Below are 25,925 nucleotides of genomic sequence, written 5' to 3' on the forward strand. Positions count from 1 at the left end.
TGTTCGGCTACATCTCCGGCCCGGAGACCGTGACATGGCTGAACCCGACACCAGAAAAACCATCGTGCTGACCGGCGCCAGCCGCGGCATCGGCCACGCCACGGTCAAGCGCTTTTCGCGCGAGGGCTGGCGCGTCATCACCTGTTCGCGGCAAGCCTTTGCCGAGGATTGTCCCTGGCCTGCCGGCCCGGAAGACCACATCAAGGTCGATCTCGCCGACCAGGAAGATGTAGGCATTGCCGTCTCGGAAATCCGCCACCGGCTGGAAGCGCATGGCGGCCAGCTGCATGCCCTGGTCAACAATGCCGGCATCTCGCCCAAGCTCAAGGACGGCAACAGCCGCATGAACTCGATCGACACGCCGATGCATGTCTGGCGCGACGTCTTCCAGGTCAATTTCTTCGCGCCGATCATGCTGGCGCGCGGCCTGTTCAAGGAACTGGCGGCGGCCAAGGGCTCGATCGTCAACGTCACCTCGATCGCCGGCACGCGCGTGCATCCTTTTGCCGGCACCGCCTATGCAACCTCAAAGGCGGCCCTCGGCTCGCTGACGCGCGAGATGGCGCATGATTTCGGCCCGCACGGCATCCGCGTCAACGCCATCGCGCCGGGCGAGATCGACACCGCGATCCTGTCGCCGGGCACGGACAAGATCGTCGAGACCATTCCGCTCAGACGCCTCGGCACCACGGCCGAGGTCGCGGACATCATCTTCTTCCTGTGCTCGCAGCAGGCCTCCTATGTGACCGGCTCGGAAATCCACATCAATGGTGGCCAGCACGTGTGAGGCGGGTGCTCATCCCGCGATGTTGAGAACGGCCTTGCCGCTGAAGCTGCGCTGCCGTAGGGCGTCCAGGGCCTGAGCGATATCAGTCCACGGCACGGTCAGGGCGACACGGGTTTCCAGCCGGCCAGCCGCGACCAGGGCGAGCAGCGTGGCGATATCGGCGCCGATGCCCGAGCCGGATGTGTAGTAGGCGAAGGTCTGAAGCCTCGCTCCCTCGTGGCCAGGAACGAATTGGCGGAAGCCAACCGGGGTGAGTTCGCCACTGCTCGAGCCGAACATGACGATGGTCCCGCCGGGTGCGACGCGTTCGATCGCGTGGGCGAGGCTTTCGCCGCCGACCGATTCGGTGATCAGCGCGAAAGGGCCTTCGGCCAGTTCGATCGCCTCGACCACCTGCTCGGCGCCGAGATCGCGGAGATCCCCTGCATGCCGGGCGGCTGCGATCGCGGTCACCGAGGCGCCTTGTTCGCGGGCGATCTGGATCTGGAACCGGCCGACCGCGCCGCTCGCGCCGGTGATCAGCACCTTCAGGCCAGCGAGATCGCCGCCATGGCGCAGCGTCCTCAGCGCCGTCGTGCCCGCCACCGGAAGCGTGGCCGCCGAGACGAAGCCGATCTCATCGGGCAGGACGGCGAGACGGTCGGTCGGAACGGCGACACGTTCGGCCCAGCCGGCTTCGTCGACCAAGGCCACGACCCTTGTGCCCACGGCCGGCCCGGAGCCATCGGCCGCCGCCCGCTCCACGATCCCAACGACGTCCTGGCCAGGTATCCAGCCGTTCGGGCGTATGGTCAGCAGGCGCAGTTCGCCGCGGTTCAACGAGGTCGCGTGGACGGCGATAAGAGCTTCGTTCGCGCAGGGGGGTGGCTCGTTCACCTCGGTAAGTTTCAATCTGGCTGCGTTGTCGGAACAGACGGTGAGCGCGAGCATGGGGTACACCTTTGCCAATTGCGGCGAGAACGACCCCGAGCCTACCGATTTGCGCGATCGAATAATCTAGATATAAAATCAATCAATCGCTAAAAATAGGCAATCATGAGACAACCTCTGAGCTACCCATGGCTCGATTTCGATGTCGATGACGTTCTTGCTCCGGCGATCGCCGTGCGCGTCGACGTAACCGAGACCAAGGCCGAGGTGTCGCAGCATTGGCACCGCAAGGGGCAACTCGTCTTCGCGCTCGGCGGTGGCGTCACCTGCCGCGTTCCCAGTGGCCTCTGGATGGTGCCGCCACATTGCGGCGTGTGGGTGCCAAGCCGCATGCAGCACAGCAACATCGCGACGGCCAATGCGCGGATTTTCTTCGTTTACATCGAGCCCGGTGCTGCCGAACTGCCGGATCGGTGCTGCACGCTTTCGATCTCGCCGCTGCTGCGCGAGCTCATCATCGAACTGTCCGACTGCGCGCCTGACGACGCGAGGTGCGCTTTCCTGGGAAAGGTCCTGCTCGCCGAACTGCCCGATATGCCGGTCCAGCAATTGCATCTGCCCCTATCTTCCGAGCCGCGCTTGCGGCGGATCGCCGAAGCGTTGGCGAACGATCCGGCTGACCGCAGCACGCTGGCGGAGTGGGCCAACCGCGTCGCACTCAGCGAGAGCAGTCTTGCTCGTCTCGTCGTAAAGGAGACTGGCTTAAGTTTCGGCCGCTGGCGCCAGCAATTGCATTTGATCGTTGCGATAAGGGAGCTGGCTTCCGGGGCAAGCGTTCAGCGGGTTTCGGGCGATCTGGGCTATGAGTCCGTCACCGCCTTCATTACCATGTTCAAAAAGGCGCTCGGCAAGCCTCCCGCACGGTATCTCAGCAGCATCGCACGGAATGGCGGGTCTGCATTCGCTGCATGATCAGGCGGCGGACGGTTCAGTCGCGAATGGCTTGTGACCGAGCACCTCTTCCACGATTCCGCGCGCGATCTCCCGTTCGCCCATGATCACCGTGTCGGCGCCGAGCCCTTTGAGATGCTCGACCTCGGCATCGGAATGGGCGCGGGCGACGACGTTGATGCCGGGTTTGGCGGCGCGCGCGCGCAGAACGATCTGGCCGGCTTCGAACGCGTTGGGGATAGCGAGGATCAGCCGGCTGGCGCCTTCGGGATTGGCGGCGGCGAACACTTCGGCGTTGGCCGCATTTCCGGCGACGGTTTCGATGCCGTCGGCTTTCAGCCTGGCCAGCGTCTTGTCGGCGTCCTCGATGACGAGGAAGGGCAGCGCAGCGTCTTTCAGTGCGGCACCGACAAGGCTGCCGACACGGCCGTAGCCGATCAGGATGGCATGGCCGGCAAGTGTCGTCCTCGGCGGCGGGCCGTCTTCCTTCCTGGAGGCGGCGGCGACCGAAGCCACCTGGCCTGGTTCCGTCGCCGGGCCGACCGGCTTTGCGTCCGCCGATGGTGTCGTCTTGGCGGCGCGGGCTTCCAGCCAAGGTCTCATCCAGTCGATGATCAGGAACATCAGCGGGTTGAGCACGATCGACAGGATGGCGCCGGCCAGGATCAGGTCACGGCCTTGCTCGGGCAGAAGTTTCAGCCCGACGCCGAGCTCGGCCAGGATGAAGGAGAATTCGCCGATCTGGGCAAGGCTTGCCGAAATCATCAGGGCCGTGGCGACGGGATAGCCGAAGGCGACGACGATGACGAACGCGGCCAGCGACTTGCCGATGACGATGATGGCCAGCGTCGCCAGGATCGGCAGGCCGTTGCTGATCAGGCTGAATGGGTCGAACAGCATGCCGACCGAGACGAAGAACAGCACCGAGAAGGCATCGCGCAGCGGCAGCGATTCCTCCGCCGCGCGGTGGCTGAGTTCGGATTCGCTCATGATCATGCCGGCGAAGAAGGCGCCAAGCGCCAGCGAGACGCCGAACAGTTTTGCCGCGCCGAAGGCGACGCCGAGCGCTATGGCGAGTACGGAGAGACGGAACAGTTCGCGAGACCCGGTATGGGCCACGTAGTGCAGGATCCAGGGAATGACCCGGCGGCCGACCACCAGCATGACGACGACGAAGGCGGCGACCTTGGCCAGCGTCATGCCGACGATGCCCCAGATGCCGTAGCTGGCCGGCAACGACAGCAGGCCGCTGACATGGGCTTCGGCCTGTTCCTGGCCACCCAGCACGCCGGCAAGGGCAGGCAGCAGCACCAGCGCCAGCACCATGGCCAGATCCTCGACGATCAGCCAGCCGACGGCGATGCGGCCGCGCTCGGTCTCGATAAGCCGGCGCTCCTGAAGCGCGCGCAGCAGCACCACGGTCGAGGCGACCGACAGCGCGAGGCCGAACACGAGGCCCGCTCCCATCGACCAGCCGAGCATCCAGGACAGCCCGGTGCCGAGCGCCGTGGCGAAGCCGATCTGGACGATGGCGCCGGGTACGGCGATGGCGCGCACCGACAGCAGGTCCTTGAGCGAGAAATGCAGGCCGACGCCGAACATCAGCAGGATGACGCCGATTTCTGCCAGTTCATTGGCAAGGCCGGCATCGGCGACGAAACCGGGCGTGTTCGGCCCGACCAGCACGCCGGCTATGAGATAACCGACCAGCGGTGGAATTCGGAACCGATTGGCCAGAGCCCCGAAGACGAAAGCCAGCCCCAGACCGGCGACGATGGTGGCGATAAGGGGCGTGTCATGCGGCATTGTCTATGGAGCGCCTTTCAAGCTAGCGATGTCGGATGTGCGCCGCCCGAAGCCGTCGCCTGTTTTGCAATATGGTGGAAGGGGTGACGTTGATGCAACCCGCAGGCCGCGAAAATCGACGGTGCGGCGGCAAATACTCGGCCGGCGGCTGAAAAGCAGCCGGCCTGCCGGACGTCCCGCAATGTTGTCGCCCCGGTGTCGTGCTAGTCGGCCGCCGGCGATCAGGCGGCCCGCAGCAAGGCCTCGATCTCGAATATGGCGTGGTTGGTCAGCGTCTTGGGAATTTCGGCGGTCACTTTGCCCTCGACCTCCTTGTGCAATTTCTTGCGCATGGTCCCGAGCACCATTGGCGGTGCGACAAGGACGGTCTCGTCGAACGCCCCGCCATGCGAGAGCTTGTAGAGCCGGGCGGCAATGTCATCGGCGAAGCGCTCCTTGCCGATCCGATGCCAGTCCGTCTCCTCGACGGCGCTGCGATGCACGGACGGGCCGTCATTGTACCGGCCTGGACTGTCGGTCCCTTGTTCGCGGGTAGGCCGATTGTCCTGCTCCATCATCTGCACGACCTCCAGGTTGGGAAACTTGTTGTCGCCGATATTCTTGAGGAAGAGCGCTTTTTCGCCATCGGCCACCATGATCCAGATGCCGTGCTTCAGCTTGATCGTGCCCATGATGACGGGTTCCTTTCCCTGCTGTGTCACGCCCTGCGCGGCACCCCGCCGCGGTCTCGGTTTTGGATAGCGGACGAGACGGGAACGCCTTGCGAAGCGGTAATGTTCCCGCCGCCAAGGTCACTTGAACGCGTGCTGCCCGAGGCCGGAGGTCGATGATCGTCGGCCGGCGGCTTTAATCTACTAAATTGGTAGAAATTAGAAAAAACTGTTTTGCGCGACGGCGGGCCGGCGGCTAAAAAGACCTGAAATCAAGGCCTGCCTCAGCCGCTTGAGTTCGCCCATACAAAGGATGTGGAATATTTTTCTCCTGCCTTTCGCGGTTGCGAAAAAGCGATTGCCTGCCATCACAGGATGCGCGAGTGCTTTGCTTCTGGTTTTTCGCGCCCGGGCGTAAAACTGCGACACTGTTCCCGGATTGCTTTTCACATGCCGCAGGCCAATGCCAAGCTCAATGCCTTCCCCGTCTTCGTGCGGGTCGAGGGCGAAGCCGTGGCCATCGTCGGCGGCGGTGAGGAGGCCTTGGCCAAAGCACGGCTGATCGGACAGTCGAGCGCGGTCTTGCGCATCATCACCGAAAACGCCGAGCCGGAACTGCTTGCCTTCATCGCTCAGTCCGGCGCCAGCCATGTCGCGGCGGCCTACGATGCCTCGCAGCTCGACGGCGCGGTCATGGTGTTTGCCGCCAGCGGCGACGAGACGCTCGACCGCCGCGTCGCCGCCGACGCGCGCAAACTGGGCATTCCTGTCAATGCCGTCGATCGGCCGGAGCTCTGCGATTTCTTCACCCCGGCCCTGGTCAACCGCGCGCCGGTCGCCATCGCCATCGGCACCGAGGGTGCGGGCCCGGTGCTGGCCCAGATGCTGCGTGGCCGCATCGACCAGATGCTGTCGCCGTCGCTTGGATCGCTGGCGACGCTTGCCGCTTCACTGCGTGGCGCCGCCGAGACATTGCTGCCGAAAGGCAATGCCCGCCGCCGCTTCTGGAGCAGTTTTTTCCAGGGTGCGCCTGCCCATGCGGTGGAAGCCGGCCAGCTGTCGCGGGCGCATGACGCCGCCGTGGATCTTCTGTTGTCGAACGCGCCGGCTTCGGGTCACATCGCCCTGGTGGGCGCCGGTCCGGGCGCCGAGGACCTTCTGACGCTGCGGGCGCACCGCCTGCTGATGGAGGCCGACGTCATCGTCCATGACGCGCTGGTGCCGGAGGCGGTGGTTGCGATGGGCCGCCGCGATGCCGAGCGCTTGGGCGTCGGCAAGCGCAAGGGCTGCCACACCAAGAGCCAGGCCGAAATCAATGCGCTGCTGGTCGAACTTGGCCGGCAGGGCAAGCGTGTCGTGCGGCTGAAGTCGGGCGATCCGCTGGTCTTCGGCCGGGCCGGCGAGGAAATGGCGGCGCTGCGCGATGCCGGCATCGCCTATGAGGTGGTTCCCGGTGTCACCGCCGCCTTTGCCGCCGCCGCCGATTTCGAACTGCCGCTCACCTTGCGCGGGGTGTCCTCGTCGATGGTGTTCACCACCGGCCACGACCTCAAGGGCAATTCGCTGCCCGACTGGGCCAAGCTTGCGATTTCCGGCGCCACCGTTGCCGTCTATATGGGCCGCTCGGTCGCGGCCGAAGTCGCCGGCCGCCTGATCGAGGCCGGTCTGTCGCCGGACACGGCGGTCGCCGTGGTCGAGAATGCCAGCCTTGCCAATCGGCGCCGGTTCCACGGCACGCTGGCCGACCTGCCGTCGCTGGAAGCGCGCGGCGATCTTTCCGGGCCGGTCATGACCATTATCGGCGATGCCGTCGCCGGCGCCAATTTCGAACGGTCCGAGCCGCTCGCGGCACACAGGCACGAAGATTTGGGGCACGAAAGTGCGGCTACAGCCGCCACCGAGAGAGTTCAGCCATGAAGATACTGACCGCCAACCGCCTGACCGATGGCATCGCCGTCTGGTACGCCGATGGCGGCTGGGCAGAGACGGTGGGCCACGCCGACCTTGCCCATGACAAGGCGGCCGAGGACCGCCTGGAGGCGATCGGCGCCAAGGCCTATGCCGACAATGAAGTGGTCGACGTCAATCTGATCGACGCGGACGTCGTCGACGGCGTGGTCGAGCCGGTGCGATTGCGCGAGAAGATCCGCGCCGCCGGGCCGACCATTCGCGGCGATCTCGGCAAGCAGGCCGAGCGGGCCGCATAGCCAGGATTTAGATGAAACGGGCGGACGCGCCCTGAAAGACAAAGCATGTACCGTTACGATGAGTTCGACCACGATTTTGTCCAGGCCCGCGTCGCCGAGTTCAGCGACCAGGTCCAGCGCCGGCTGTCCGGTGAGATCACAGAGGACCAGTTCCGGCCGTTGAGGCTGATGAACGGCGTCTACCTGCAACTGCACGCCTACATGCTGCGCATCGCGGTGCCCTATGGCACGCTGAACAGCAAGCAGTTGCGCATGCTTGGCCACATCGCGCGCAAGTACGACAAGGGCTACGGCCATTTCACCACGCGCCAGAATATCCAGTTCAACTGGCCGGCGCTGTCGGACATTCCGGCGATCCTGGCCGATCTGGCAAGCGTCGAGATGCATGCCATCCAGACCAGCGGCAACTGCATCCGCAACGTTACCGCCGATCATTTCGCCGGTGCCGCGGCCGACGAAGCCGCCGATCCGCGCCCCTATGCGGAAATCCTGCGGCAATGGTCGTCGGTGCATCCGGAATTCTCGTTCCTGCCCCGGAAATTCAAGATCGCGGTGACGGGCGCCGAACGCGACCGCGCCGCCATCCAGACGCATGACATCGGCCTGCACCTGAAGAAGAATGCTGCCGGCGAGCTGGGCTTTGCCGTCTATATCGGTGGCGGCCAGGGCCGGACACCGATGGTGGCAAGGAAGATCCGCGACTTCCTGCCGGAAGCCGACCTGCTGTCCTACTGCACGGCGATCCTGCGCGTTTACAACCTCTATGGCCGCCGCGACAACAAGTACAAGGCGCGCATCAAGATCCTCGTCCACGAGACCGGCGTCGATGAGATCACCCGTCAGGTCGAGGCCGAGTGGCAGGAGTTGAAGGACGCCGAGCTGAAGCTGCCGGACGCCGACATCCGTGCCATCGAAGCCTATTTCGCGCCACCGGAACTGACCGAGCGGCCGGAAGGTGATGCCGCCGTCAAGCTGGCGCGTCTCGATTCCAAGGGTTTCTCGGAATGGCTCGACCAGAACGTGGTGACGCACCGCCATCCAGACTACGCGGCGGTGACGATCTCGCTCAAGGGCATCGGCGAGGTGCCGGGCGATGCGTCGGACAGCCAGATGGAAGCGGTCGCCGACATCGCTGAAAAATACGCCTTCGACGAGCTGCGCGTCAGCCATGAGCAAAACCTGATCCTGCCGCATGTGGCGCGCGCCGACCTCAAGGCGGTCTATGACGCGCTGGTCGATATCGGGCTGGCGACGGCCAATTCCAATTTGATATCGGACATCATCGCGTGCCCCGGCCTCGACTATTGCGCGCTGGCCACTGCACGCTCGATCCCGATCGCGCAGGAAATCTCGCAACGCTTTGCCTCCCTGGAACGGCAGCGCGAAATCGGTGAGTTGAAGCTGAAGATCTCCGGCTGCATCAATGCCTGCGGCCATCACCATGTCGGCCATATCGGCATCCTCGGCGTCGAGAAGAAGGGCTCCGAACTCTATCAGGTGACGCTGGGCGGCTCGGCCGACGAGAACACGTCGGTCGGCGAGATCATCGGCCGGGGCTTTTCATCGGAAGAGATCACCGACGCCATCGAGCAGATCGTCGAGACCTATCTCGGCCTTCGGCTCAACCCACAGGAAAAGTTCATCGACGCCTACCGCCGTGTCGGTCCCGCGCCGTTCAAGGAGGCGCTCTATGCTGGCGAAGCCAAGGCCGCTTGACCGTATCGCCGCTGTCGATGACGGCGTCGCCGCCAAGGCGGCGGGGTTCGATGCGCTTTACGGTCATCTGAAGCCGCTCGAGATCATCGAACGCTCGGTTCGCGAACTGTTTCACGACGAGATCGCCGCCGTGTCGTCGTTCGGCGCGGATTCGGCTGTGTTGCTGCACATGATCGCCGAGGTCGACCGGTCGCTGCCCGTCATCTTCCTCGATACCGGCAAGCATTTCGAGGAGACGCTCGGCTACCGCGACGCGCTCGTCGCCGATTTCGGGCTGACCAACATCCAGGTGATCAAGCCCGAGGAAGCCGCACTGGAGCGGATCGACCCGGCAGGCAATCTGCACCAGAGCAACACCGATGCCTGCTGCGACGTGCGCAAGGTCGAGCCCTTGGCGCGCGGCGTGGCACCGTTCCGGGCCTGGTTGACCGGGCGCAAGCGCTTCCAGGCCTCGACGCGGGCGGCGCTGCCGGTGTTCGAGGCGGTCGGCGCGCGCATCCGCATCAATCCGCTGGCGCACTGGACGACATCGGACCAGGCTGAATACATGCGGGCGCACGCGCTGCGCGAAAATCCGCTGGTCGCCTATGGCTATCTGTCGATCGGCTGCTTTCCGTGCACGCAGCCGGTACAGCCGGGCGAGGACGCGCGCAGCGGCCGCTGGGTGGGTCACGCCAAGACCGAGTGCGGCATTCACCTGTCGGGGTTGGAGAAGTCGCTGACCGACGCATCCCTGTAGGATATGCTGATAATCAGGTGAGGCTGGCCTTCCAGGCTTCCCGTGCTTCCGGTGCTTATGTACTTCAAGTACGCTCCGCCCCGGTTCTCGGAAGCCGTCATTCTCGGTGCAGCCTGGCTTGAGTCTCGACACATCCTTGGCTCCTTTGAATATTTAGGAATTCTTGATGACCGAAACGACGACACCGGAGACACGGCTCTGGACTCCGGAGGGGTTCCGCGAGGACGAATGGGCTCATGCCGAGAATGCGGACGCGCTCTCCGGCAATGGCCGCTTCATCCTGCCGCTGCAGGCATTCCTTGACCTTGATCCCGAGGTGCGCCGGTCCGCCAAGGAGCGGCTCGGTGTCGTGCTGCAGCCAGGCGATCAGCTCGAGAAGATCGCCGACCTGCTCGACCAGCTGTCGCTGGTGGCGCTGGTTTTCCCGGCCTTCAGCGATGGGCGCTCCTTTTCCAAGGCTGAACTGCTGCGCAGCCGCTATCATTTCGAAGGTGCCGTTCGCGCCACCGGCCAGGTGCTGGTCGATCCTCTGCCGCATATGCTGCGCCTTGGTTTCGACGAGTTCGAGATCTCGAATCCGGTGCTGCTGAAACGCCTGGAAGAGGGCCGCACCGGCGGGCTGGGTCTTTACTATCAGCCAGCCGCCGTGCCGGAGCCCAAGGGCCCGAAATATTCCTGGCGGCGCCTTCGCAACAGCTGACGTTGGGGTAATTCCGCACATCTTTACATAGGCCGTAATCGAGCTTTCTCTTGGGCATCCGGACGGAAACATCCGCCGGGTGCAAGGGAGGACGTCATGGATTTCGACTATGTCATCGCCGGTGGTGGGTCCGCCGGCTGCACGCTTGCCGCGCGGCTGTCCGAGGATCCATCGACAACGATCTGCCTGATCGAGGCCGGCGGCGCGGGCAGCAACCTGCTTGTCCGCGCGCCGGCAGGCATCATCGCCCTTTTGCCGGGGCGGCCGAAGATCAACAACTGGGCGTTCGAAACGGTGCCGCAGCAGGGGCTTGGCGGCCGCAAGGGCTACCAGCCGCGCGGCAAGGCGCTGGGCGGATCCAGCGCCATCAATGCCATGCTCTATACGCGCGGACACCGCGGCGACTATGACGAATGGGCGGACCTCGGCTGCGACGGCTGGTCATGGGACGAGGTGCTGCCCTATTTCAGGCGGGCGGAAGGCAATCAACGCGGCGCTGATGCCCTGCATGGCGGTGACGGCCCGCTGCGGGTTGCCGAGCAGCAAGAGCCACGTCCGCTTTCCCGGGCCTTTGTCGAGGCCTGCGGTGAAAACCAGATTCGCCGCAACGATGATTTCAACGGAGTCGAACAGGAAGGTGCCGGACTTTATCAGGTGACGCAATTCTGGGGCGAACGCCGCAATGGCGAGCGCTGCTCGGCGGCCGCTGCCTATCTGCAGCCGGCCATGAACAGGTCGAACCTGACCGTCATCACCGGAGCGCATGCCACCGCGGTCATCCTCGACGGCAAGCGCGCCACCGGCGTGCGGTATCGCACGGGGAAGGGCGAAGCCGTTGCGAAAGCCAGGCGCGAGGTGATCGTCTGTGGTGGCGCCTTCGGTTCGCCTCAGCTCCTGCTGCTGTCGGGCATTGGCCCGGCCGCCGAGCTAGCCATGCATGGTATTCCGGTCATTCATGAACTGCCCGGTGTTGGCAAGAACCTCCAGGACCACCTCGATTTCATCATGGGCTGGACGTCGAAGGACGCCGACATGATGGGCATCGGCCTGCGCGGCCTGCCTGGCCTGCTACGGCACATGCTGCGCTGGCGGAAAGATGGGGGCGGGATGATCGCCACGCCCTATGCCGAAGGCGGCGCCTTCCTCAAATCCGATCCGGCGATGGAACGGCCCGACCTGCAACTGCATTTCTGCATAGCCATCGTCGATGATCACGGCCGCAAGCTGCATATGGGATATGGCTTTTCCTGCCATGTCTGCGTGCTGCGGCCGCATTCGCGCGGTGAGGTCGGGCTGTCGACTCATGATCCCATGGCACCACCGCGCATCGATCCGCGCTTTCTTTCGGACGAACGCGACGCAGAGCTTTTGCTCAAGGGGGCCAGGATGATGCGTGGTATCCTGGAGGCGCCGGCGCTGGCCAGATATCGCCACAAGGAAATCTACACCGCCGGTGCTTCGAGCGACGCGGAGTTGATGTCCCACATCCGTGCCCGCGCCGACACGATCTATCACCCGGCCGGCTCTTGCAAGATGGGCGTCGACGAGATGGCGGTGGTCGATCCGCAATTGCGGGTGCGCGGACTGCAGGGGTTGCGGGTGGTCGACGCCTCGGTGATGCCGACGCTGATTGGCGGCAACACCAACGCGCCGACCATCATGATCGCTGAAAAGGCGGCGGATATGATCAGAGCAGCCGCTTGACTCCGGTCCAGGTCGACCCGGGATACTGTTTTCGTGTGCCATGAAGGGCTTGCTCCGCCCTCCGGGAAGAAAACTGGTCGTACCAATTGTGCGATTTGCGCTTTTCCTTTTGTCGTCCTGCCCTTAGGATAAGCTATTATTTCATGACCCGAAATAAATAAGGCCACAAGGGAGGAACCGGGAATGGCTGGCAAGAAAATATTGATGCTCGTTGGCGAGTTCAGCGAGGAGTACGAGATCTTCGTCTTTGAACAGGCCATGCATGCCGTCGGCCACACAGTGCATGTCGTCTGCCCGGACAAGAAGGCCGGCGATGTGCTGAAGACCTCGCTGCATGACTTCGAAGGCCACCAGACCTACACGGAAAAGCCCGGCCACGACTACATCCTCAACAAGACGTTCTCCGAGGTGGATCCGGCCAAGTACGACGCCGTCTACGCAGCGGGAGGACGCGGTCCCGAATACATCCGCATCGACAAGCGCGTGCAGGCGCTGGTGCGGCATTTCCACGAGGCCGGCAAGCCGATCTTCACCATCTGCCATGGCGTACAGATCCTGATTGCTGTCGACGGTGTGGTCCGGGGCAGGGAAGTCGCGGCACTGCACTATTGTGAGCCGGAGGTGACATTGGCCGGGGGCATCTACATCGATGTCGCGCCGACCGGTGCCCATGTCGATGGCAATCTCGTTTCAGCCAAGGGCTGGCCGGGCCTGTCCAACTTCATCCGGGAGTGCCTGAAGGTGCTGGGCACCGAGATCCGCCACGGCGAGATCCTGATGCGCAATGAGCGCCAAGCAGCATGAACAGGGAAACGGCCGCCGCGCATCATCGCGTGGCGGTCTTGCTATTTTCTGGTTTTGACGCAATTCCCTGGGGAAAGCGGCCACGCGCCTCCCCAGGAAAACCGTTTCACACTTTTCCTGGAGTTGCCTAGAGCACTTCACCGTTTCACGGAAACGGCGAACCACTCTAGTCTAGGCCGAGGCTCGTGCCTCACCGAACGACACCAGCTTGCGGCGGTTTTCGTCCCACAATGCCAGTTTGACGCAGCGCAGGCTGTCGAGCAGAGTGACGCGGCCAATGCCGCGCAGTTCCGGATAATCCCGCAACACTTCCTGCAGCCGGTAGCCAGGCACCTTGGCGGAGAGGTGATGGACGTGGTGGACGCCGATATTGCCGGTGAACCAGTTCAGCACCGGCGGCAGGTCGTAATAGGACGAGCCATGCAGGGCGGCATGCTGGAATTCCCAATCGTCATCCTTTGCCCATTCCGTCTCCTCGAACTGGTGCTGGACATAGAACAGCCAGATGCCGGCCGAGCCGGCGAGAACGACGATCGGCAGATGGACCACCAGGAACGCACCGGGGCCGACGACCCAGATGAGCAGGGCCGACGCAAGCGTGATGGCGAGATTGGTGGTCATGGATGATACCCAGGGCGTCAAGCCGCCGCGCATCATGCCGACGGGCAGCCTTTGCGAAAAGATGAACAGCCAGATCGGTCCCAGACCGAACATCACCAGCGGGTGGCGATAGAGACGATAGCCAAGGCGCCCGCGCCAGGACAATCGGCGGTATTCGGCAACGGTCAGCGTCAGGATGTCGCCCATGCCGCGCTCGTCGAGATTGCCGGCGCTGGCATGATGGGTCGCGTGGGCGCGCCGCCAGCAATCGTATGGAGTCAGCGTCAGGACGCCGAGCGCGCGGCCGATCCAGTCGTCGGCATAGCGGTTGGCAAAGAAAGACCCATGGCCGCAATCATGCTGGATCATGAAGATGCGCACCAGGAACCCGGCCGCCGGAAGGACCAGGATCAGCCCCCACCAATGGCCGTAGGCATAAGCGGCTGCGGACATGGCCCAGAGCGTGGCGAAAGGAATGAGGGTGATCGCGAGTTCTATGGCGCTGCGCCGCCGGTCCGGCTTCTTGTAGCGCGCCAGGATCTTCAGCCAGGCTCGCTTGCTGTTGGCGGCCGCGTCGGGAGAAATCATGTTCATCAGGAAGCATAGGCGGAGGTGCTGCCCTCCCGCAAGATGGCAATCACGCGAAATTACTGTGTGTAATTGTCGCGCGACAGGCCATCCCGGCCTGGTCTTCCGAATTCCGCAATGCAGCGAAGCCTGCCAGATGGCTATCGGCGGCCGTCACCAAGGCTGTTTCTCTCCACCCGGTCCAGCCGGTCAAGCAACTCGCTGAACCGGGTGGGAATGTCGGCCTCGGCGCGGAAAGCCGGCAAGGTGCGCAGAAAGCGTGTCATCGCCTCGGCACCGAACTGGCGCCTGACTTCGGTGGCGAGCTTTTCTCCTTTTTCTGCCTTGTCGCGAGTCATCATTTTCAAAATCCTGTGTCGGCTTCGAAACTCCTCCAGCAAGGGAATGGTTCCCGCATCACGCTTCCGTGGCAAGCGAAGCCGGCAGGTAAGGTAAAGTTTGAATTAAAATCAAAGTAACGCCATTGGTCGCGGTTCAGGCCGGTCCGGTGGCTTACCCCTTGATTTTTGGCCGCCAAACCTCGATATCGGGCACAAAATCCATACCATTCGAGATGACGGGAAACGGCGATGAGCGACCAGGCAAAAGACGAACGCGCGCCCAGTGAAGTCGAGGCGGCAGAGGCCAATGCCGAGCGCACGGAAGGCAGTATCGACGGCGATTATGAAGCGCTTGTGCGGCTGCTGAAGGAAAATGAAGAGCTGAAGGACCGCGCGCTGCGCGTCGCGGCCGAGATGGAGAACCTTCGCCGCCGCACCGCACGCGACGTGCACGACGCGCGCACCTATGCGGTTGCGAATTTCGCCCGCGACATGTTGTCGGTGTCGGACAATCTGCGCCGCGCGCTGGACGCCATTCCCGCCGAGGCCAAGGCGTCGGGTGATGCCGGCTTCAAGGCGCTCATCGAGGGCGTCGACCTGACCGAGCGCGCCATGCTGTCGGCGCTGGAACGGCACGGGGTCAAGAAACTCGCGCCGGAAGGCGAGAAGTTCGACCCCAATTTCCACCAGGCAATGTTCGAAGTGCCCAATCCCGACGTTCCGGCCAACACGGTGGTCCAGGTCGTGCAGCCGGGCTATTCGATCGGCGAACGGGTGCTTCGCCCGGCCATGGTCGGCGTCGCCAAGGGCGGCCCGAAAATCGCCGCCGAGGCGCCAGTCGAGCCGGGGCCTGTGAATGAGCAGGCGGAGAAGGATGCTTGATAGGGGAGTAGGGCAGTAGGGCACACTGAGAGCCGTATCAATCGTCTGGCTTCGTGTTATCTAATAGATACTGCCCCATTTCCTTACTCCCCTACTGCCTTAGCCATGCATCCCATCGCCCTTCTCGACTATGCCGGCGTTGCCGTTTTCGCGGCGACCGGGGCGTTGGCTGCGTCGCGCAAGCAACTCGACATCATCGGTTTCCTGTTCCTGGCCAGCGTCACCGGTATTGGCGGCGGCACGTTTCGCGACCTCATCCTCAATGTGCCGGTGTTCTGGGTGGCAAACCGCGACTATGTGCTCATCTGCGCTGTCGTTGCGGTCCTGGTCTTCTTCACCGGGCACCGTGTCGAATCCCGTTACAAGCTGTTGCTGTGGCTCGACGCCATCGGGCTGGCCGCCTTTTCGGTGATGGGCGCGGCAAGGGGCCTGGCAATCACCGGTTCGCCCGTGGTTTCGATCATCACCGGCATGCTGACCGCGACCTTTGGCGGCATATTGCGCGATCTCCTGGCCGGCGAGCCTTCCGTGCTGCTGCGGCCGGAAATCTACGTCACGGCGGCCCTGGCCGGCGCCGCCATCTTCACTCTGGGCGATGTCGCCGGATTGCCGCAGATTGTCTCGGGGTTGGCCGGCTTCGTCGTGGCGCTCGCTGTGCGCGGTGGCGCGCTGCGTTTTGGCTGGTCGTTTCCGTCGTACAGGAGCCGGCCGGGAAGGCGGCCGGAGGATATTCCGTGAGCGAGCAGGAAATAGTCTGTGGTCAACAGGCAGTCCGTGATGTCGCGGCGTACTCGCTTCAAGCCGCGAAACGCTGCGCTTCCCCGCCATAGTAGTTGACGTAGCGGGCGCCGATCTCCTTGACCGGCATCACCACGAACACATCGACCGTCGAGAATTCACGGTCGATGACGCAGCCGTCGCCGATGCGGGCGCCGACCCTCAGATAGCCCTTGACCAGAGGCGGCATCGCTGCGATCGCCGCCTTGGCGTTGACCGCCTCGATCGGCATCAAATCCATGGAGCAGTAGCGATCGGAAACCGCGCGCACGTCCCAGGCGGAGTTGGTGCGGCAGTGATGGGCGAGATAGGTGAGCGCCTCCGCGTGAGCGGCCGGCACGGTGCCGTGGAAGGAAGCGCAGCCGGTCATCACGCCGATTTCGTAGTGGTTGATGTAGGCCCAGATGCCTTGCCACAGCGCCTCGATGGTGCGCTTCGAGCGGTATTGCGGCAAAACGCAGGAGCGGCCGAGTTCGAGAAAGCGCTGGCCGGGATGACGGGCGATGAGCTTGGTCAGTTCGAACTCGCCTTCGGAATAGAAGCCGCCGGCGGTGGCCGCGATTTCTTGCCGCAGCAGGCGATAGGTACCGACGATGCGGCGATGTTCGGGGCCGGAAAGCGTCGTATCCAGCACCAGAAGATGGTCGCAGAGCGGATCGAAGCGATCGGCGTCGCGACGGTCCTGCGCCTGGAACAGGTCCTTCCTGGCGCCAAGCTCGTCGTAAAATACCCGGTATCGCACTTCCTGCGCGGCCGCGATCTCGGCCTCGTTGCGGGCGAGCCGCACTTCGAGGTTGCCGATACGACCGAGCGCCGCGCCTTTTATGACGGAATCGACATTACGTCCGGCAAGCAAGGCGCTGCTGGCGTTTGGCCGAGTGTCACATTCCGGCATAACTGTATGCACGAGTGATTCTCCTTCGAGCCATCCCTCTTGGCACGGGGATACGGTGTAGGTGCAACAGGATTGTGACAGTACCGTGATACGGCGTCGCGGGCAATACTTCGTCGGCTGGCGAAAACGGTCAACCGGCTACGCTAGATGAGAAAACATGAAGCGTCTCGCGCCCACGCGGGGCGCGGCGATGCGCTCCAGGCTCCTTGTTTTCATGCATGTCCTGCCGGCAAAGCCAGGGGTCACTTTTGGTTGAAATGCATTGGCCGCGCGCCAGAAAACCGGTTCAAGCGGCGACCTGGCCCTCGACGGCGTTGACCAGCGCATCGGGGTCGAGCGGCTTGGTGACGAAGCCGCTGGCGCCGTGGGCGAGCACCGCATGGCGGGTCTTTTCCTGGCTGTCGGCCGACAGCACCATGATCGGCACCGGCGGGACCGACGTTTCCTCCTCGTGGCGGCGTATCGCGGCGATCGCGTCCAGCCCATCCATGATCGGCATGTGGAGGTCCATCAGCACCACGTCGAAGCGATGCTTGTGCCCCGCACTGGTGACGGCCTCGACCGCGGCCTTGCCATTGCCGACCACCTTGACGCGGTGTCCCGCCTTCAACAGCGTGGCGCGGGCCAGCATGGCATTGATGTCGTTGTCCTCGGCGATCAGCACGGACAGGCCCTGCTGTCGGCCAGTCGACGTGCGAAGCGCCGGGGCGCGGCGCTTTTCCGGCTGCGGCTGCGCTAGCGCCGGCGCATGGCTGGTCAAAAGGACACGCAGAAGTGTTCCCCCGCGCACCGGCCGGGCAAGGAACGTCGCGTAGCCGCTGGCGCGGAACTCGCCAAGCATGCCGCGGTCCGTCGGCGCTATCAGCGTGACGGCTTCGCAATCGGAAAAGCCGCTTAGGCGCAGCCGCTTGAGCAGCCTCCCGTCGCTTTCTTCCATGGCCGCGTCGACCAGGAGCACGTCACAGCCGTTGGCCAGGGACGCGGCCTGCGCCGCGGTGGCGGCGATACCGGCCGTACCGCCATTGGCGCGGATGGTGCGGGCGATGGCGTCGGCCTCGACGGCGTTCCTGGACAGGATCACCGCGTGCCTGCCGGCAAGCGCATTCTGCCGGCCCTGCGGCGCCTCGGTGGCCTCCGTGGCCGGGATTTCGAAGACGAATTCCGATCCTTGGCCAAGCCGGCTGGAGACCGAAATCGTGCCGCCCATGGCAGTCACCAGGCGCTTGGAGATGGCAAGTCCCAGTCCCGCCCCGCCATGCGTGCGCGTCGAGGTGCCGTCGGCCTGCTCGAACTCCTCGAAAATGCGCTCCATGTCCTCGTCGCGCAGGCCGGGACCAGTGTCGGCGATGGTGAAGCAGATGCGATCACTGGTCTCGGTGCGGGCGCGCGCGACGCTGACCAGGACGCCGCCGCTGTCGGTGAACTTGATGGCGTTGCCGATGAGGTTGAGCAACACCTGCCTGACCCGGCCCGGGTCGGCGGTGATCATCTGCGGGACATCCGGCTCGACATGGCAGCCGAGGCCGATATCCTTGGCGAAGGCGCGCGCGGCGAGCAATTCGATAATGTTGTCGGCGATCTCGCGCACCGACATCGGCTGCGGTTCCGGATCGAAGCGACCGGCCTCGATCTTGGAATAGTCGAGCAGATCCTCGATCAGGGCGAGCAAGGCGCTGGCCGAGGTCGAGATGGCGCCGACATAAGTCTGCTGCTCCGGCGACAGGCTGGTGTCGGCGAGCAGCCTGGCCATGCCCATGATGCCGTTCATCGGCGTGCGGATTTCATGGCTGACGGTGGCGAGAAAGCGCGATTTCGCCTGGCTTGCGAATTCGGCTCTTTCGCGCGCTGTGATCAGCGAGGATTCGGCGCGCTTGCGGGCTGTGATGTCGCGGGCGATGGCCCGATGCGAGGCCGCGCCGCTGTCCTTGTCGCGCACCGACAGTTCGATCCACGAGAACCAGCGCGGGCCGCCCGGCGTGCGGATGGCGACATCGGTGGAACTCAGGCACTCGTGATCGGAAAAGGCGGCATCGGGAACGATGCCGACCTCGATGCCGAGTTCGGCCAGGGTCTTGCCGGCAAGGTCGCGGTGATCCGCTCCGACGAGATCGGCGAACACCTTGTTGGCATAGACGATATTGCCGTCGCGATCGCGATGGATGACGAGATCGCCAAGCGCGTCGATGAGACCGCGAAAGCGCTCCTCGCTTTCCTGCATCTCCCACATGCGGTCGGCCAGCGTCTCGATCTCGGCGCGGCTGCGCGCGGTGGTCTCGTCCAGCAGCACCGCGGTGCGATGGACGCTGCGTCTGGCGTGCAGATGCAGCGCAAGGCCGGCGAGGCCGGTTGCCAGCAATGCGAGGCTGATGAAGATCGGCGCCCCGGTCAGATGCGCAATGCCCGCCAGTATAATGATGGCAACGAAGGTGAGCAGCGGCAGTCCTTCGCGCCTGGCCAATCGCTGCTTGGGCACCAGCGGCGGCGCGGCGATAAAGCGCCGCGCCGCCGTCGGCGCGGCCACCGCATCGACGTCGTCGCCCTTGCTTGCCTGCCGGCTGTCGGATTCCGCGATCATGCGCAACCCTTGCCAGACAGAGATTATGGAAAATTGCGGCGGATCGTTCGAATTTTAGCGGATAGGGCGTTTTTGTCCTGGTGGCGGCGGATTCGCCACCGGATCTGGCAATTCAGTCCACTGATCCGCGAGGACGTTACATGTCGACGACGACGCGTCCGCTGATCTTGCCGTCGACGATGTCGCGTGCCGTCTCGACGATGCCGTCGAAGCCGATGGTCGTGGACAGGCTGGCAAGCTTCCGCAGGTCGAGATCGGAGCCAATACGGCGCCAGGCCTCGAGGCGCACGGCCTTCGGCGCCATCACCGAATCGATGCCAAGCAGCGAGACGCCGCGCAGGATGAAGGGGGCGACGCTCGACGGCAGATCCATGCCGCCGGCTAGGCCGCAGGCCGCCACGGCGCCGCCATAGGAGGTCATCGACAGGACGTTGGCCAGCGTATGGCTGCCGACCGAATCGATGCCGCCGGCCCAGCGCTCCTTGGCCAGCGGCTTGGCGGGCTGGCTGAGCTCGTCGCGCGAAATCACCTCGGCGGCGCCGAGGTTGATCAGATAAGGGCTTTCGGCGTTGCGGCCGGTCGATGCAATGACATGGTAACCGAGGCTGGACAGGATGGAGACCGCGACCGAACCAACGCCGCCGGCGGCACCCGTCACCACGACCGGGCCGCGGTCGGGAAGGATGCCGTGCCGCTCCAGCGCCATGACGCAAAGCATGGCGGTATAACCGGCGGTGCCGACCGCCATCGCGTCGTGCGCGCTGAGGCCATCCGGCAACGGCACCAACCAGTCGCCCTTGACGCGGGCGCGCCCGGCATAGGCGCCGAAATGCGTTTCGCCGACGCCCCAGCCGTTGAGGATGACCTTGTCTCCCTTGCGCCAGTCTGGATTGGAGGACGAAATCACTGTTCCGGCAAGATCTATGCCCGGCACCAGGGGCCAGCGGCGGACCACCGGCGCCTTTCCGGTGATGGCCAACCCGTCCTTGTAGTTCACCGTCGTCGCCTCGACCGCGACGGTGACGTCGCCCTCCATCAGGTCGGCTTCGGTGAGATCCGTCACGGCGACCGACTGTTTCTTGTCGGCGTCGCGCGAAATCAGGATGGCTTTGAAGGTTTCGGACATCTTTTTCTCCGCGAGCTTGCTTGTCGGTCTGGGACTGTGCGGCGATGGCCGCGCGGGGTCAATCTTTGGAGGGCTTGGCGTTCGAAGGCTTGGGCTCGCGCCGCCAACCGATGAGTTCGTCGAAGACGACCAGTGCCGCGCCCACGGAAATGAAGGCGTCGGCGAGATTGAAGACGGCAAACGACCAGACCGGCGTGTGAAACAGGATGTAATCGATGACGTGGCCGTAGACGGCGCGGTCGATCAGATTGCCCAGCGCGCCGCCGATGATCAGGGCGAAGCCGGTGCGGGCGATGACATGGGCCGATGGCGTGCGGGTGGCGAGACAGAGCACGAAGGCAACGACCAGCACGGCGATGACCACCAGGCCGGTGTCGCCGAAGGAGGAAAACATCGAGAAGGCGATGCCGGTGTTGTAGGTGCGAAACAGCGCCAGGAACGGCACCAGATCGACCTTTTCCTGAAACGGCAGGCCGGTCTCGACCAGATGCTTTATCCATTGATCGAGCGCTATGGCCGCGACGACGAGCATCGCGTAGGGGGACCATGATCTCACGGGCTGGCAACCTTCATTGCTGGTCGGCGGTCGGCTCGAGCTTCAGCGCGCCGCGCCTGATCTCGAACAGCATGATGCCGGTGGCGACGGCTAGATTGAGCGAATCGGCACGGCCCGCTTGCGGGATCCTGAGCAATCGGTCGCAGCTCGCCGCCAGGTTTTCGGGCAGGCCCTGCTGCTCATTGCCCATCATCAGCAGAACCGGCCCACGGGAAAAATCGACCGAGCGGTAATCGACGGCACCCTTCAGGTGCGTGCCGGCGACGAGGCCTGAAAACCCGCCGCGCCAGGCCAGGAAAGCCTCTGTCGTCGCCTTGGCCACCGGCACGGCGAAAATGGAGCCCATGGTGGCGCGCACCGTTTCCACGGAAAACGGATCGGTGGTGTCGCCGACCAGGATGATGCCCTTGGCGCCGACGGCGTCGACGGTGCGGATGACGGTGCCGAGATTACCGGGATCGCGCACCCTGTCGAGCGCCACCCAGACGTCGCCATTGTCGGCGCGGATGTCCTTCAGGGCCAGGAATTTCTGCGAGAAGACGCCGACCACCATTTGCGGATTGTCGCGGCGGGTGATGGCGACAAGCACCTTTTCCGACACTTCGAGCACTGTGCCGCCGGCGGCAACTGTACGTGCCGCGACCTTTTCCACGGCCGCATTGCCGCGCCCTGCCTTGGCGAACACAAGCGTCCTGATCTGCCAGCCAAGGTCGAGCGCATCGATAACCAGCTTCAGCCCCTCGGCCATGAAGGCGTTCTGCTGGTCGCGGAATTTCTTCAGGGCGAGCGCCTTGATGTCCTTGATCAGCGGGTTGGCGAGGCTGGTGACTTCCTTAACCTGGCCGGGTGCGCCTGCGTGCCGCTCGTTCATTCAGGACTCCGGGGCATTCAGGCCACCCAACGCGAAAACAGTGAGGTCGAAAGCGCCCTGCCGGCGGACTTTTCACGGATGATCAACTCGCCCGATTCGACCTTGCCGCCCATGCCGGCAAACGTGTCGCGCATCAAAGCGTGGATGGCGAAGAAGGAGGCGCGGATCGAATAGGCGGTCAGTACCACGGCAAGCGGCTTCGGCGTCAGGATCGCGCGGCAAAGGTCGGTGAGCGCCGGCAGATCCTCGAACAATTGCCAGACCTCGCCCTTGGGGCCGCGGCCATAGGCTGGCGGATCGAAAAGCACGATGTCGTAGCGGCTGCCGCGGCGCTCCTCGCGCTCGGCGAATTTCACCGCGTCGTCGACGATCCAGCGGATCGGCTTGCTGCCGAGTCCGGCCATCTCCTGGTTTTCACGTGCCCAGCCAATCGCCTTCTTCGAGGCATCGACATGGGTGACCTCGGCGCCGGCGCGGGCCGCCACCAAGGAGGCAAGGCCAGTGTAGCCGAACAGGTTCAGCACCTTGACCGGCCGCCTGGCCGCCGCGATCAACCCGGCCATGTGGTCCCAGTGCGAGGCCTGTTCGGGAAACACGCCGACATGGCGAAACGAGGTGAAACGGCCGAGATAGTCGATGCCGTCATGCTTCATCGGCCAGGTCTCGCCAAGCGGCGTCCTGGGGAAGCGCCAGCGGCCGATGCCTTCCTCGTCGGTGTCGCCGGTGAAGATGGCGTCGGCCCGTTCCCAGTCCCTGGCCGGCAGGGCCTTCTGCCAGATCGCCTGCCCCTCGGGCCGCACGATGCGGTAGGGGCCGTATTGTTCAAGTTTCTGGCCGGCACCGCTGTCGAGCAGCGCATAATCGGCATTCGGCGCGACTTCGAGGATGAGCGGCAACTGCTCGGCCGGCAGGACGCCGTCACGACGGGCGAGGATGCGCGGCGCCGATTTCGGCGCGGGTTGGCTATCCGGCTTCACGTCTTGCGGTTCGCGCGGCCTGGCGTCCGGCCGTGCCGCGCCACGCGCCTCGTGCGGACGTACCTCTCCGGTTCCGCCCTTGGCGGGCGGGCGGCTGTCGCGGCGTTTGTCGCGAAAAGACTTCAAGCGGGGGCATCTCCGAGCGGCGTGCCGCTTTTGGCATAGGGCAACCAGCTTCGCAACCAAGTCCGGAGCTGCCGCCTCTCCTGTTCATGTCGGTCCGAGATAGACCGATGTCAAAGAAACAGGCAAATCTGCTGGATGTCCCGCTCCGAACGTCTCCTCGACCTCATCCAGTGCCTGCGCCGGCATCGCCGGCCGGTGAGCGGACAGACGCTGGCCGATGAACTCGGGATTTCCATTCGAACGCTTTACCGCGACATCGCCACGCTGCAGGGGCAGGGCGCGCCGATCGAGGGGGAAGCGGACCTGGGCTACGTGCTCAAGCCCGGCTTCATGCTGCCGCCGCTGATGTTCAGCGACGACGAGATCGAGGCGATCGTGCTCGGCTCGCGCTGGGTCGCCAAGCAGCCGGACCAGCGTCTCTCGGCCGCAGCCGCCAATGCGCTGGCCAAGATCGCGGCCGTGCTGCCGAATGATCTGCGTGAGGATCTCGACGCCTCCACCCTGCTGGTCGGGCCGCCGGCACACGCCATGGAGGGCATCGATCTCGGCATGGTGCGGCAGGCCATCCGCAACGAGCGAAAACTCGGCTTTCTCTACCGCGATGCCGGCGGTGTGGCTTCGCAACGCGTCGTCTGGCCGTTCGCACTCGGTTTCTTCGACAAAGTGCGGGTGGTGGTGGCGTGGTGCGAGATGCGGCAGGATTTCCGGCATTTCCGCGCCGATCGCATATCAGGGCTCAATCCCATCGATACGCGCTATCCGCGTCGCCGCCAGGTGCTGCTCATGGAATGGCGGGCGACGCTCGACAAGCCGCGCGGGTCATAAGGCTACTGCCAGAATCTGACAGTAGCCTATTCTAGGTTCGGGGCATCGAAACGCTGAACCGCGGAGAGTACACATGACCACGCCGAATTTCGTCATCCTCTATGTCGACCAGCCGCTGCGGAGCGGTGCCTTCTACAGCGCGCTGCTTGGTCGCGAGCCGGTCGAAAGCGCGCCGACCTTCGTGCTGTTCGTGCTCGACAACGGCTTCAAGCTCGGCCTCTGGTCGCGCCATACCGTGGAGCCGGCGGCAGAAGCGGCGGGCGGCGGTGCCGAGATCGTGTTCGCACTGGAGACGCCGGAAGCGGTCGACGCGACCCATGCCGACTGGTCGAGGCGGGGCCTGAAGATCCTGCAGGCGCCGACCGACTTGGATTTCGGCCGCACTTTCGTTGCGCTCGATCCCGACAATCACCGCCTGCGTGTCTACTGGCTGTCGGATGGGGCACAGAAATGAGGGCGTACTGGATCGCTGTGGCGTCGGCGGAACATGTCCGGCGCGGCCGCAAGGACGGCTTCATGCAGGTCAACCACGGCAAGGTAGCGCCGTTGCGTCGCGTCAAGCCCGGCGATGGTGTCATCTACTATTCGCCGACCACGGTTCTGGGCGAAAAGGATGGCCTGCAGGCCTTCACCGCAATCGGCACCGTGCGGGAAGGAGAGCCCTATCAAGGCGAAATGGGCGGCGGCTTCACGCCGTTCCGCCGCGACGTTGAGTGGATGGCGGCTGAAGAAGCGCCGATCAAGCCGCTGCTCGAACGGCTGGACTTCACCGCCGGCAAGGCGAACTGGGGATATCAGCTGCGCTTTGGCCTGTTCGAAATCACCGATCACGATTTTCGTCTGATCGCCGACGCGATGGGCGCCGAAATGCGGGGGACGGTGAGCTAGACCTTCAGCGCGTTATAAACGGCTATACCGGCGGCAAGGTCCTCGAGTGCCGCGCCAACCGACTTGAACAGCGTGATCTCGTCAGCGGTTGTGCGGCCGTTCCTCTGGCCGCGCGCCAGTTCGTGCAAATCGGCGACGATGGCGTCCGGCTTCAGCAGGCCGGAGGCCAGTGGCTGGACGATGTCGCCGGCTTCCTTGGTGGCGCCGTCGCGGGTGTCGACATAGACCCGGGCACGCGCGATCGCGTCATCATCGCTTTCGCGCATTGTCGGGGTGAAGCCGCCGACCAGGTCGACATGGGTTCCAGGCCGCAGCTGCGCGCCCTTGATCAGCGGCGTGGTGGTGATTGTCGCCGAAGAGACGATGTCGGCCTGGCCAAGCTCGGCATCGAGGTCGGTCGCGGCGCTGGCGACGAAGCCTTCGGCGCACAAATCGGTCGCGACTTTTTCAGCATTGGCGGGGGTGCGGTTCCAGATGCGGATGGTTTTTATCGGCCGCACCGCCGAATGCGCCTTGGCGAGGAACGGCGACAGGGCGCCAGCACCGACCACAAGCAGCCGCGAGGCATCGTCGCGGGCGAGGTAGGACGCCGCCAGTGCCGAAGCACAAGCCGTGCGCCACTGAGTCAGGCGCTGGCCGTCGATCAAGGCTTCCGGTTCGCCGGTGCTGCCGTTGAGCAGGAGATAGAGCCCCATCACGGCGGGTTTGCCGATGGCGTTGTTGTCGGGTGAGACGGTTACGATCTTCACGCCGATATGGCCACCGGAAGACGTGCCGGCGGCGTTGAAATCGGTCCATGCCGGCATCAGCAGCAGGGTCGAGGCCTCGCCGTCGGGCCGTTCGACCGCGTGATGATGCCTGACGGGTTGTACCGCCCCGTCACGGAAAGCAGCGCGCAACGTCTCGACCAGTCCGGGAAAGGTCAGCGCACGGTCGACCTCGGCGGCCGAAATGGTCAGCATGAAAAGCTCCGTGGAAAGAAAGG

General features: G+C 64.4%; 26 protein-coding genes. 14 read left to right on the forward strand and 12 right to left on the reverse strand.

Going from position 1 to position 25,925, the window contains the following annotated elements; all coding sequences use genetic code 11:
• Window positions 1-34 precede the first annotated feature (34 nt).
• Entirely contained in the window at window positions 35-787 is a 753-nt protein-coding gene (locus AC07SZ_RS15575; protein ID WP_056577838.1) for an SDR family NAD(P)-dependent oxidoreductase, read from the forward strand.
• A gap of 9 nt (window positions 788-796) precedes the next feature.
• Here AC07SZ_RS15575 and AC07SZ_RS15580 read toward each other — a convergent pair whose 3' ends face one another.
• Complete coding sequence (locus AC07SZ_RS15580) at window positions 797-1,717, reverse strand: zinc-binding dehydrogenase (protein WP_172372151.1); 921 nt, start codon at window positions 1,715-1,717, stop codon at window positions 797-799.
• A 105-nt stretch (window positions 1,718-1,822) separates the two neighbouring features.
• Here AC07SZ_RS15580 and AC07SZ_RS15585 point away from each other — a divergent pair, with 105 nt between their 5' ends.
• On the forward strand, window positions 1,823-2,629 hold the full coding sequence (locus tag AC07SZ_RS15585; protein ID WP_494914939.1) for an AraC family transcriptional regulator: 807 nt from the start codon (window positions 1,823-1,825) through the stop codon (window positions 2,627-2,629).
• Here the strand turns inward: AC07SZ_RS15585 and AC07SZ_RS15590 are convergent, their stop codons facing one another.
• Complete coding sequence (locus tag AC07SZ_RS15590; RefSeq protein WP_056577832.1) at window positions 2,630-4,414, reverse strand: cation:proton antiporter domain-containing protein; 1,785 nt, start codon at window positions 4,412-4,414, stop codon at window positions 2,630-2,632.
• 221 nt (window positions 4,415-4,635) lie between these two features.
• Window positions 4,636-5,085 carry a baeRF12 domain-containing protein gene (locus AC07SZ_RS15595; RefSeq protein ID WP_494914940.1) on the reverse strand — a complete coding sequence of 150 codons (450 nt, stop codon included), beginning with the start codon at window positions 5,083-5,085 and terminating at the stop codon, window positions 4,636-4,638.
• Between the two features lie 429 nt (window positions 5,086-5,514).
• On the opposite strand from AC07SZ_RS15595, the gene cysG reads away from it, so the two are divergent.
• From cysG to AC07SZ_RS15630, 7 genes are all read left to right on the forward strand, one after another.
• Window positions 5,515-6,981: a siroheme synthase CysG gene (cysG, locus tag AC07SZ_RS15600; protein ID WP_056577828.1), complete on the forward strand. Its 1,467-nt coding sequence runs from the start codon at window positions 5,515-5,517 to the stop codon at window positions 6,979-6,981.
• Complete coding sequence (locus tag AC07SZ_RS15605; RefSeq protein ID WP_140772068.1) at window positions 6,978-7,271, forward strand: DUF2849 domain-containing protein; 294 nt, start codon at window positions 6,978-6,980, stop codon at window positions 7,269-7,271. Before cysG ends, AC07SZ_RS15605 begins: the two co-directional genes overlap by 4 nt.
• Before the next feature lie 45 nt (window positions 7,272-7,316).
• Window positions 7,317-8,987 (forward strand): nitrite/sulfite reductase, encoded by a 1,671-nt coding sequence (locus AC07SZ_RS15610; RefSeq protein WP_056577824.1) that lies wholly within the window; start codon window positions 7,317-7,319, stop codon window positions 8,985-8,987.
• Window positions 8,962-9,726 carry a phosphoadenylyl-sulfate reductase gene (locus tag AC07SZ_RS15615; RefSeq protein WP_172372159.1) on the forward strand — a complete coding sequence of 255 codons (765 nt, stop codon included), beginning with the start codon at window positions 8,962-8,964 and terminating at the stop codon, window positions 9,724-9,726. Before AC07SZ_RS15610 ends, AC07SZ_RS15615 begins: the two co-directional genes overlap by 26 nt.
• Before the next feature lie 166 nt (window positions 9,727-9,892).
• The gene (locus AC07SZ_RS15620; protein ID WP_056577820.1) at window positions 9,893-10,426 is read left to right on the forward strand and encodes a DUF934 domain-containing protein; all 534 of its coding nucleotides are present in this window, start codon (window positions 9,893-9,895) and stop codon (window positions 10,424-10,426) included.
• Between the two features lie 96 nt (window positions 10,427-10,522).
• Complete coding sequence (locus tag AC07SZ_RS15625; protein WP_494914941.1) at window positions 10,523-12,130, forward strand: GMC family oxidoreductase; 1,608 nt, start codon at window positions 10,523-10,525, stop codon at window positions 12,128-12,130.
• 183 nt (window positions 12,131-12,313) lie between these two features.
• On the forward strand, window positions 12,314-12,934 hold the full coding sequence (locus AC07SZ_RS15630) for a DJ-1/PfpI family protein (protein WP_172372164.1): 621 nt from the start codon (window positions 12,314-12,316) through the stop codon (window positions 12,932-12,934).
• Between the two features lie 171 nt (window positions 12,935-13,105).
• Here the strand turns inward: AC07SZ_RS15630 and AC07SZ_RS15635 are convergent, their stop codons facing one another.
• Both AC07SZ_RS15635 and AC07SZ_RS15640 read right to left on the reverse strand, forming a co-directional pair.
• Window positions 13,106-14,128: a fatty acid desaturase gene (locus tag AC07SZ_RS15635; RefSeq protein ID WP_494914942.1), complete on the reverse strand. Its 1,023-nt coding sequence runs from the start codon at window positions 14,126-14,128 to the stop codon at window positions 13,106-13,108.
• Between the two features lie 134 nt (window positions 14,129-14,262).
• A complete protein-coding gene (locus AC07SZ_RS15640) occupies window positions 14,263-14,463 on the reverse strand; it encodes a hypothetical protein (RefSeq protein WP_056577812.1) in 201 nt (66 codons plus the stop codon).
• A gap of 228 nt (window positions 14,464-14,691) precedes the next feature.
• On the opposite strand from AC07SZ_RS15640, the gene grpE reads away from it, so the two are divergent.
• Together grpE and AC07SZ_RS15650 are read left to right on the forward strand one after the other, a co-directional pair.
• Window positions 14,692-15,324, forward strand: a complete 633-nt coding sequence (gene grpE / locus AC07SZ_RS15645; protein WP_056577811.1) for a nucleotide exchange factor GrpE — start codon at window positions 14,692-14,694, stop codon at window positions 15,322-15,324.
• Between the two features lie 105 nt (window positions 15,325-15,429).
• Window positions 15,430-16,062 carry a trimeric intracellular cation channel family protein gene (locus tag AC07SZ_RS15650; RefSeq protein ID WP_494914943.1) on the forward strand — a complete coding sequence of 211 codons (633 nt, stop codon included), beginning with the start codon at window positions 15,430-15,432 and terminating at the stop codon, window positions 16,060-16,062.
• Window positions 16,063-16,120: 58 nt separating this feature from the next.
• On the opposite strand, the gene olsB is transcribed toward AC07SZ_RS15650, so the two are convergent.
• The 6 genes from olsB to AC07SZ_RS15680 form a co-directional block, all read right to left on the reverse strand.
• Window positions 16,121-16,996 (reverse strand): l-ornithine N(alpha)-acyltransferase, encoded by an 876-nt coding sequence (gene olsB / locus AC07SZ_RS15655; RefSeq protein ID WP_056577807.1) that lies wholly within the window; start codon window positions 16,994-16,996, stop codon window positions 16,121-16,123.
• A 286-nt stretch (window positions 16,997-17,282) separates the two neighbouring features.
• Window positions 17,283-19,571, reverse strand: coding sequence for a hybrid sensor histidine kinase/response regulator (locus AC07SZ_RS15660; protein WP_494914945.1), 2,289 nt, complete (start codon window positions 19,569-19,571; stop codon window positions 17,283-17,285).
• Between the two features lie 136 nt (window positions 19,572-19,707).
• Window positions 19,708-20,697 carry an acrylyl-CoA reductase (NADPH) gene (acuI, locus tag AC07SZ_RS15665; RefSeq protein WP_494914946.1) on the reverse strand — a complete coding sequence of 330 codons (990 nt, stop codon included), beginning with the start codon at window positions 20,695-20,697 and terminating at the stop codon, window positions 19,708-19,710.
• A gap of 58 nt (window positions 20,698-20,755) precedes the next feature.
• Complete coding sequence (gene lspA / locus AC07SZ_RS15670) at window positions 20,756-21,253, reverse strand: signal peptidase II (protein ID WP_056577801.1); 498 nt, start codon at window positions 21,251-21,253, stop codon at window positions 20,756-20,758.
• Between the two features lie 13 nt (window positions 21,254-21,266).
• Window positions 21,267-22,124 carry a TrmH family RNA methyltransferase gene (locus tag AC07SZ_RS15675; protein WP_056577799.1) on the reverse strand — a complete coding sequence of 286 codons (858 nt, stop codon included), beginning with the start codon at window positions 22,122-22,124 and terminating at the stop codon, window positions 21,267-21,269.
• Window positions 22,125-22,141: 17 nt separating this feature from the next.
• Window positions 22,142-23,227, reverse strand: coding sequence for an RsmD family RNA methyltransferase (locus AC07SZ_RS15680; RefSeq protein WP_494914949.1), 1,086 nt, complete (start codon window positions 23,225-23,227; stop codon window positions 22,142-22,144).
• 135 nt (window positions 23,228-23,362) lie between these two features.
• Here AC07SZ_RS15680 and AC07SZ_RS15685 point away from each other — a divergent pair, with 135 nt between their 5' ends.
• The 3 genes from AC07SZ_RS15685 (at window position 23,363) to AC07SZ_RS15695 (ending at window position 24,940) form a co-directional block, all read left to right on the forward strand.
• On the forward strand, window positions 23,363-24,052 hold the full coding sequence (locus AC07SZ_RS15685; protein ID WP_494914951.1) for a helix-turn-helix transcriptional regulator: 690 nt from the start codon (window positions 23,363-23,365) through the stop codon (window positions 24,050-24,052).
• A gap of 73 nt (window positions 24,053-24,125) precedes the next feature.
• A complete protein-coding gene (locus AC07SZ_RS15690) occupies window positions 24,126-24,506 on the forward strand; it encodes a VOC family protein (protein ID WP_494914953.1) in 381 nt (126 codons plus the stop codon).
• The gene (locus AC07SZ_RS15695) at window positions 24,503-24,940 is read left to right on the forward strand and encodes an EVE domain-containing protein (protein WP_494914955.1); all 438 of its coding nucleotides are present in this window, start codon (window positions 24,503-24,505) and stop codon (window positions 24,938-24,940) included. The genes AC07SZ_RS15690 and AC07SZ_RS15695 overlap by 4 nt, the downstream gene beginning before the upstream one ends.
• Here the strand turns inward: AC07SZ_RS15695 and lhpI are convergent.
• Complete coding sequence (lhpI, locus tag AC07SZ_RS15700; protein WP_494914957.1) at window positions 24,937-25,902, reverse strand: bifunctional Delta(1)-pyrroline-2-carboxylate/Delta(1)-piperideine-2-carboxylate reductase; 966 nt, start codon at window positions 25,900-25,902, stop codon at window positions 24,937-24,939. The two genes, AC07SZ_RS15695 and lhpI, sit on opposite strands and share 4 nt — an antisense overlap.
• Window positions 25,903-25,925 lie beyond the last annotated feature (23 nt).

This window comes from Mesorhizobium sp. GW821-FHT07A06 (genome assembly GCF_059419085.1).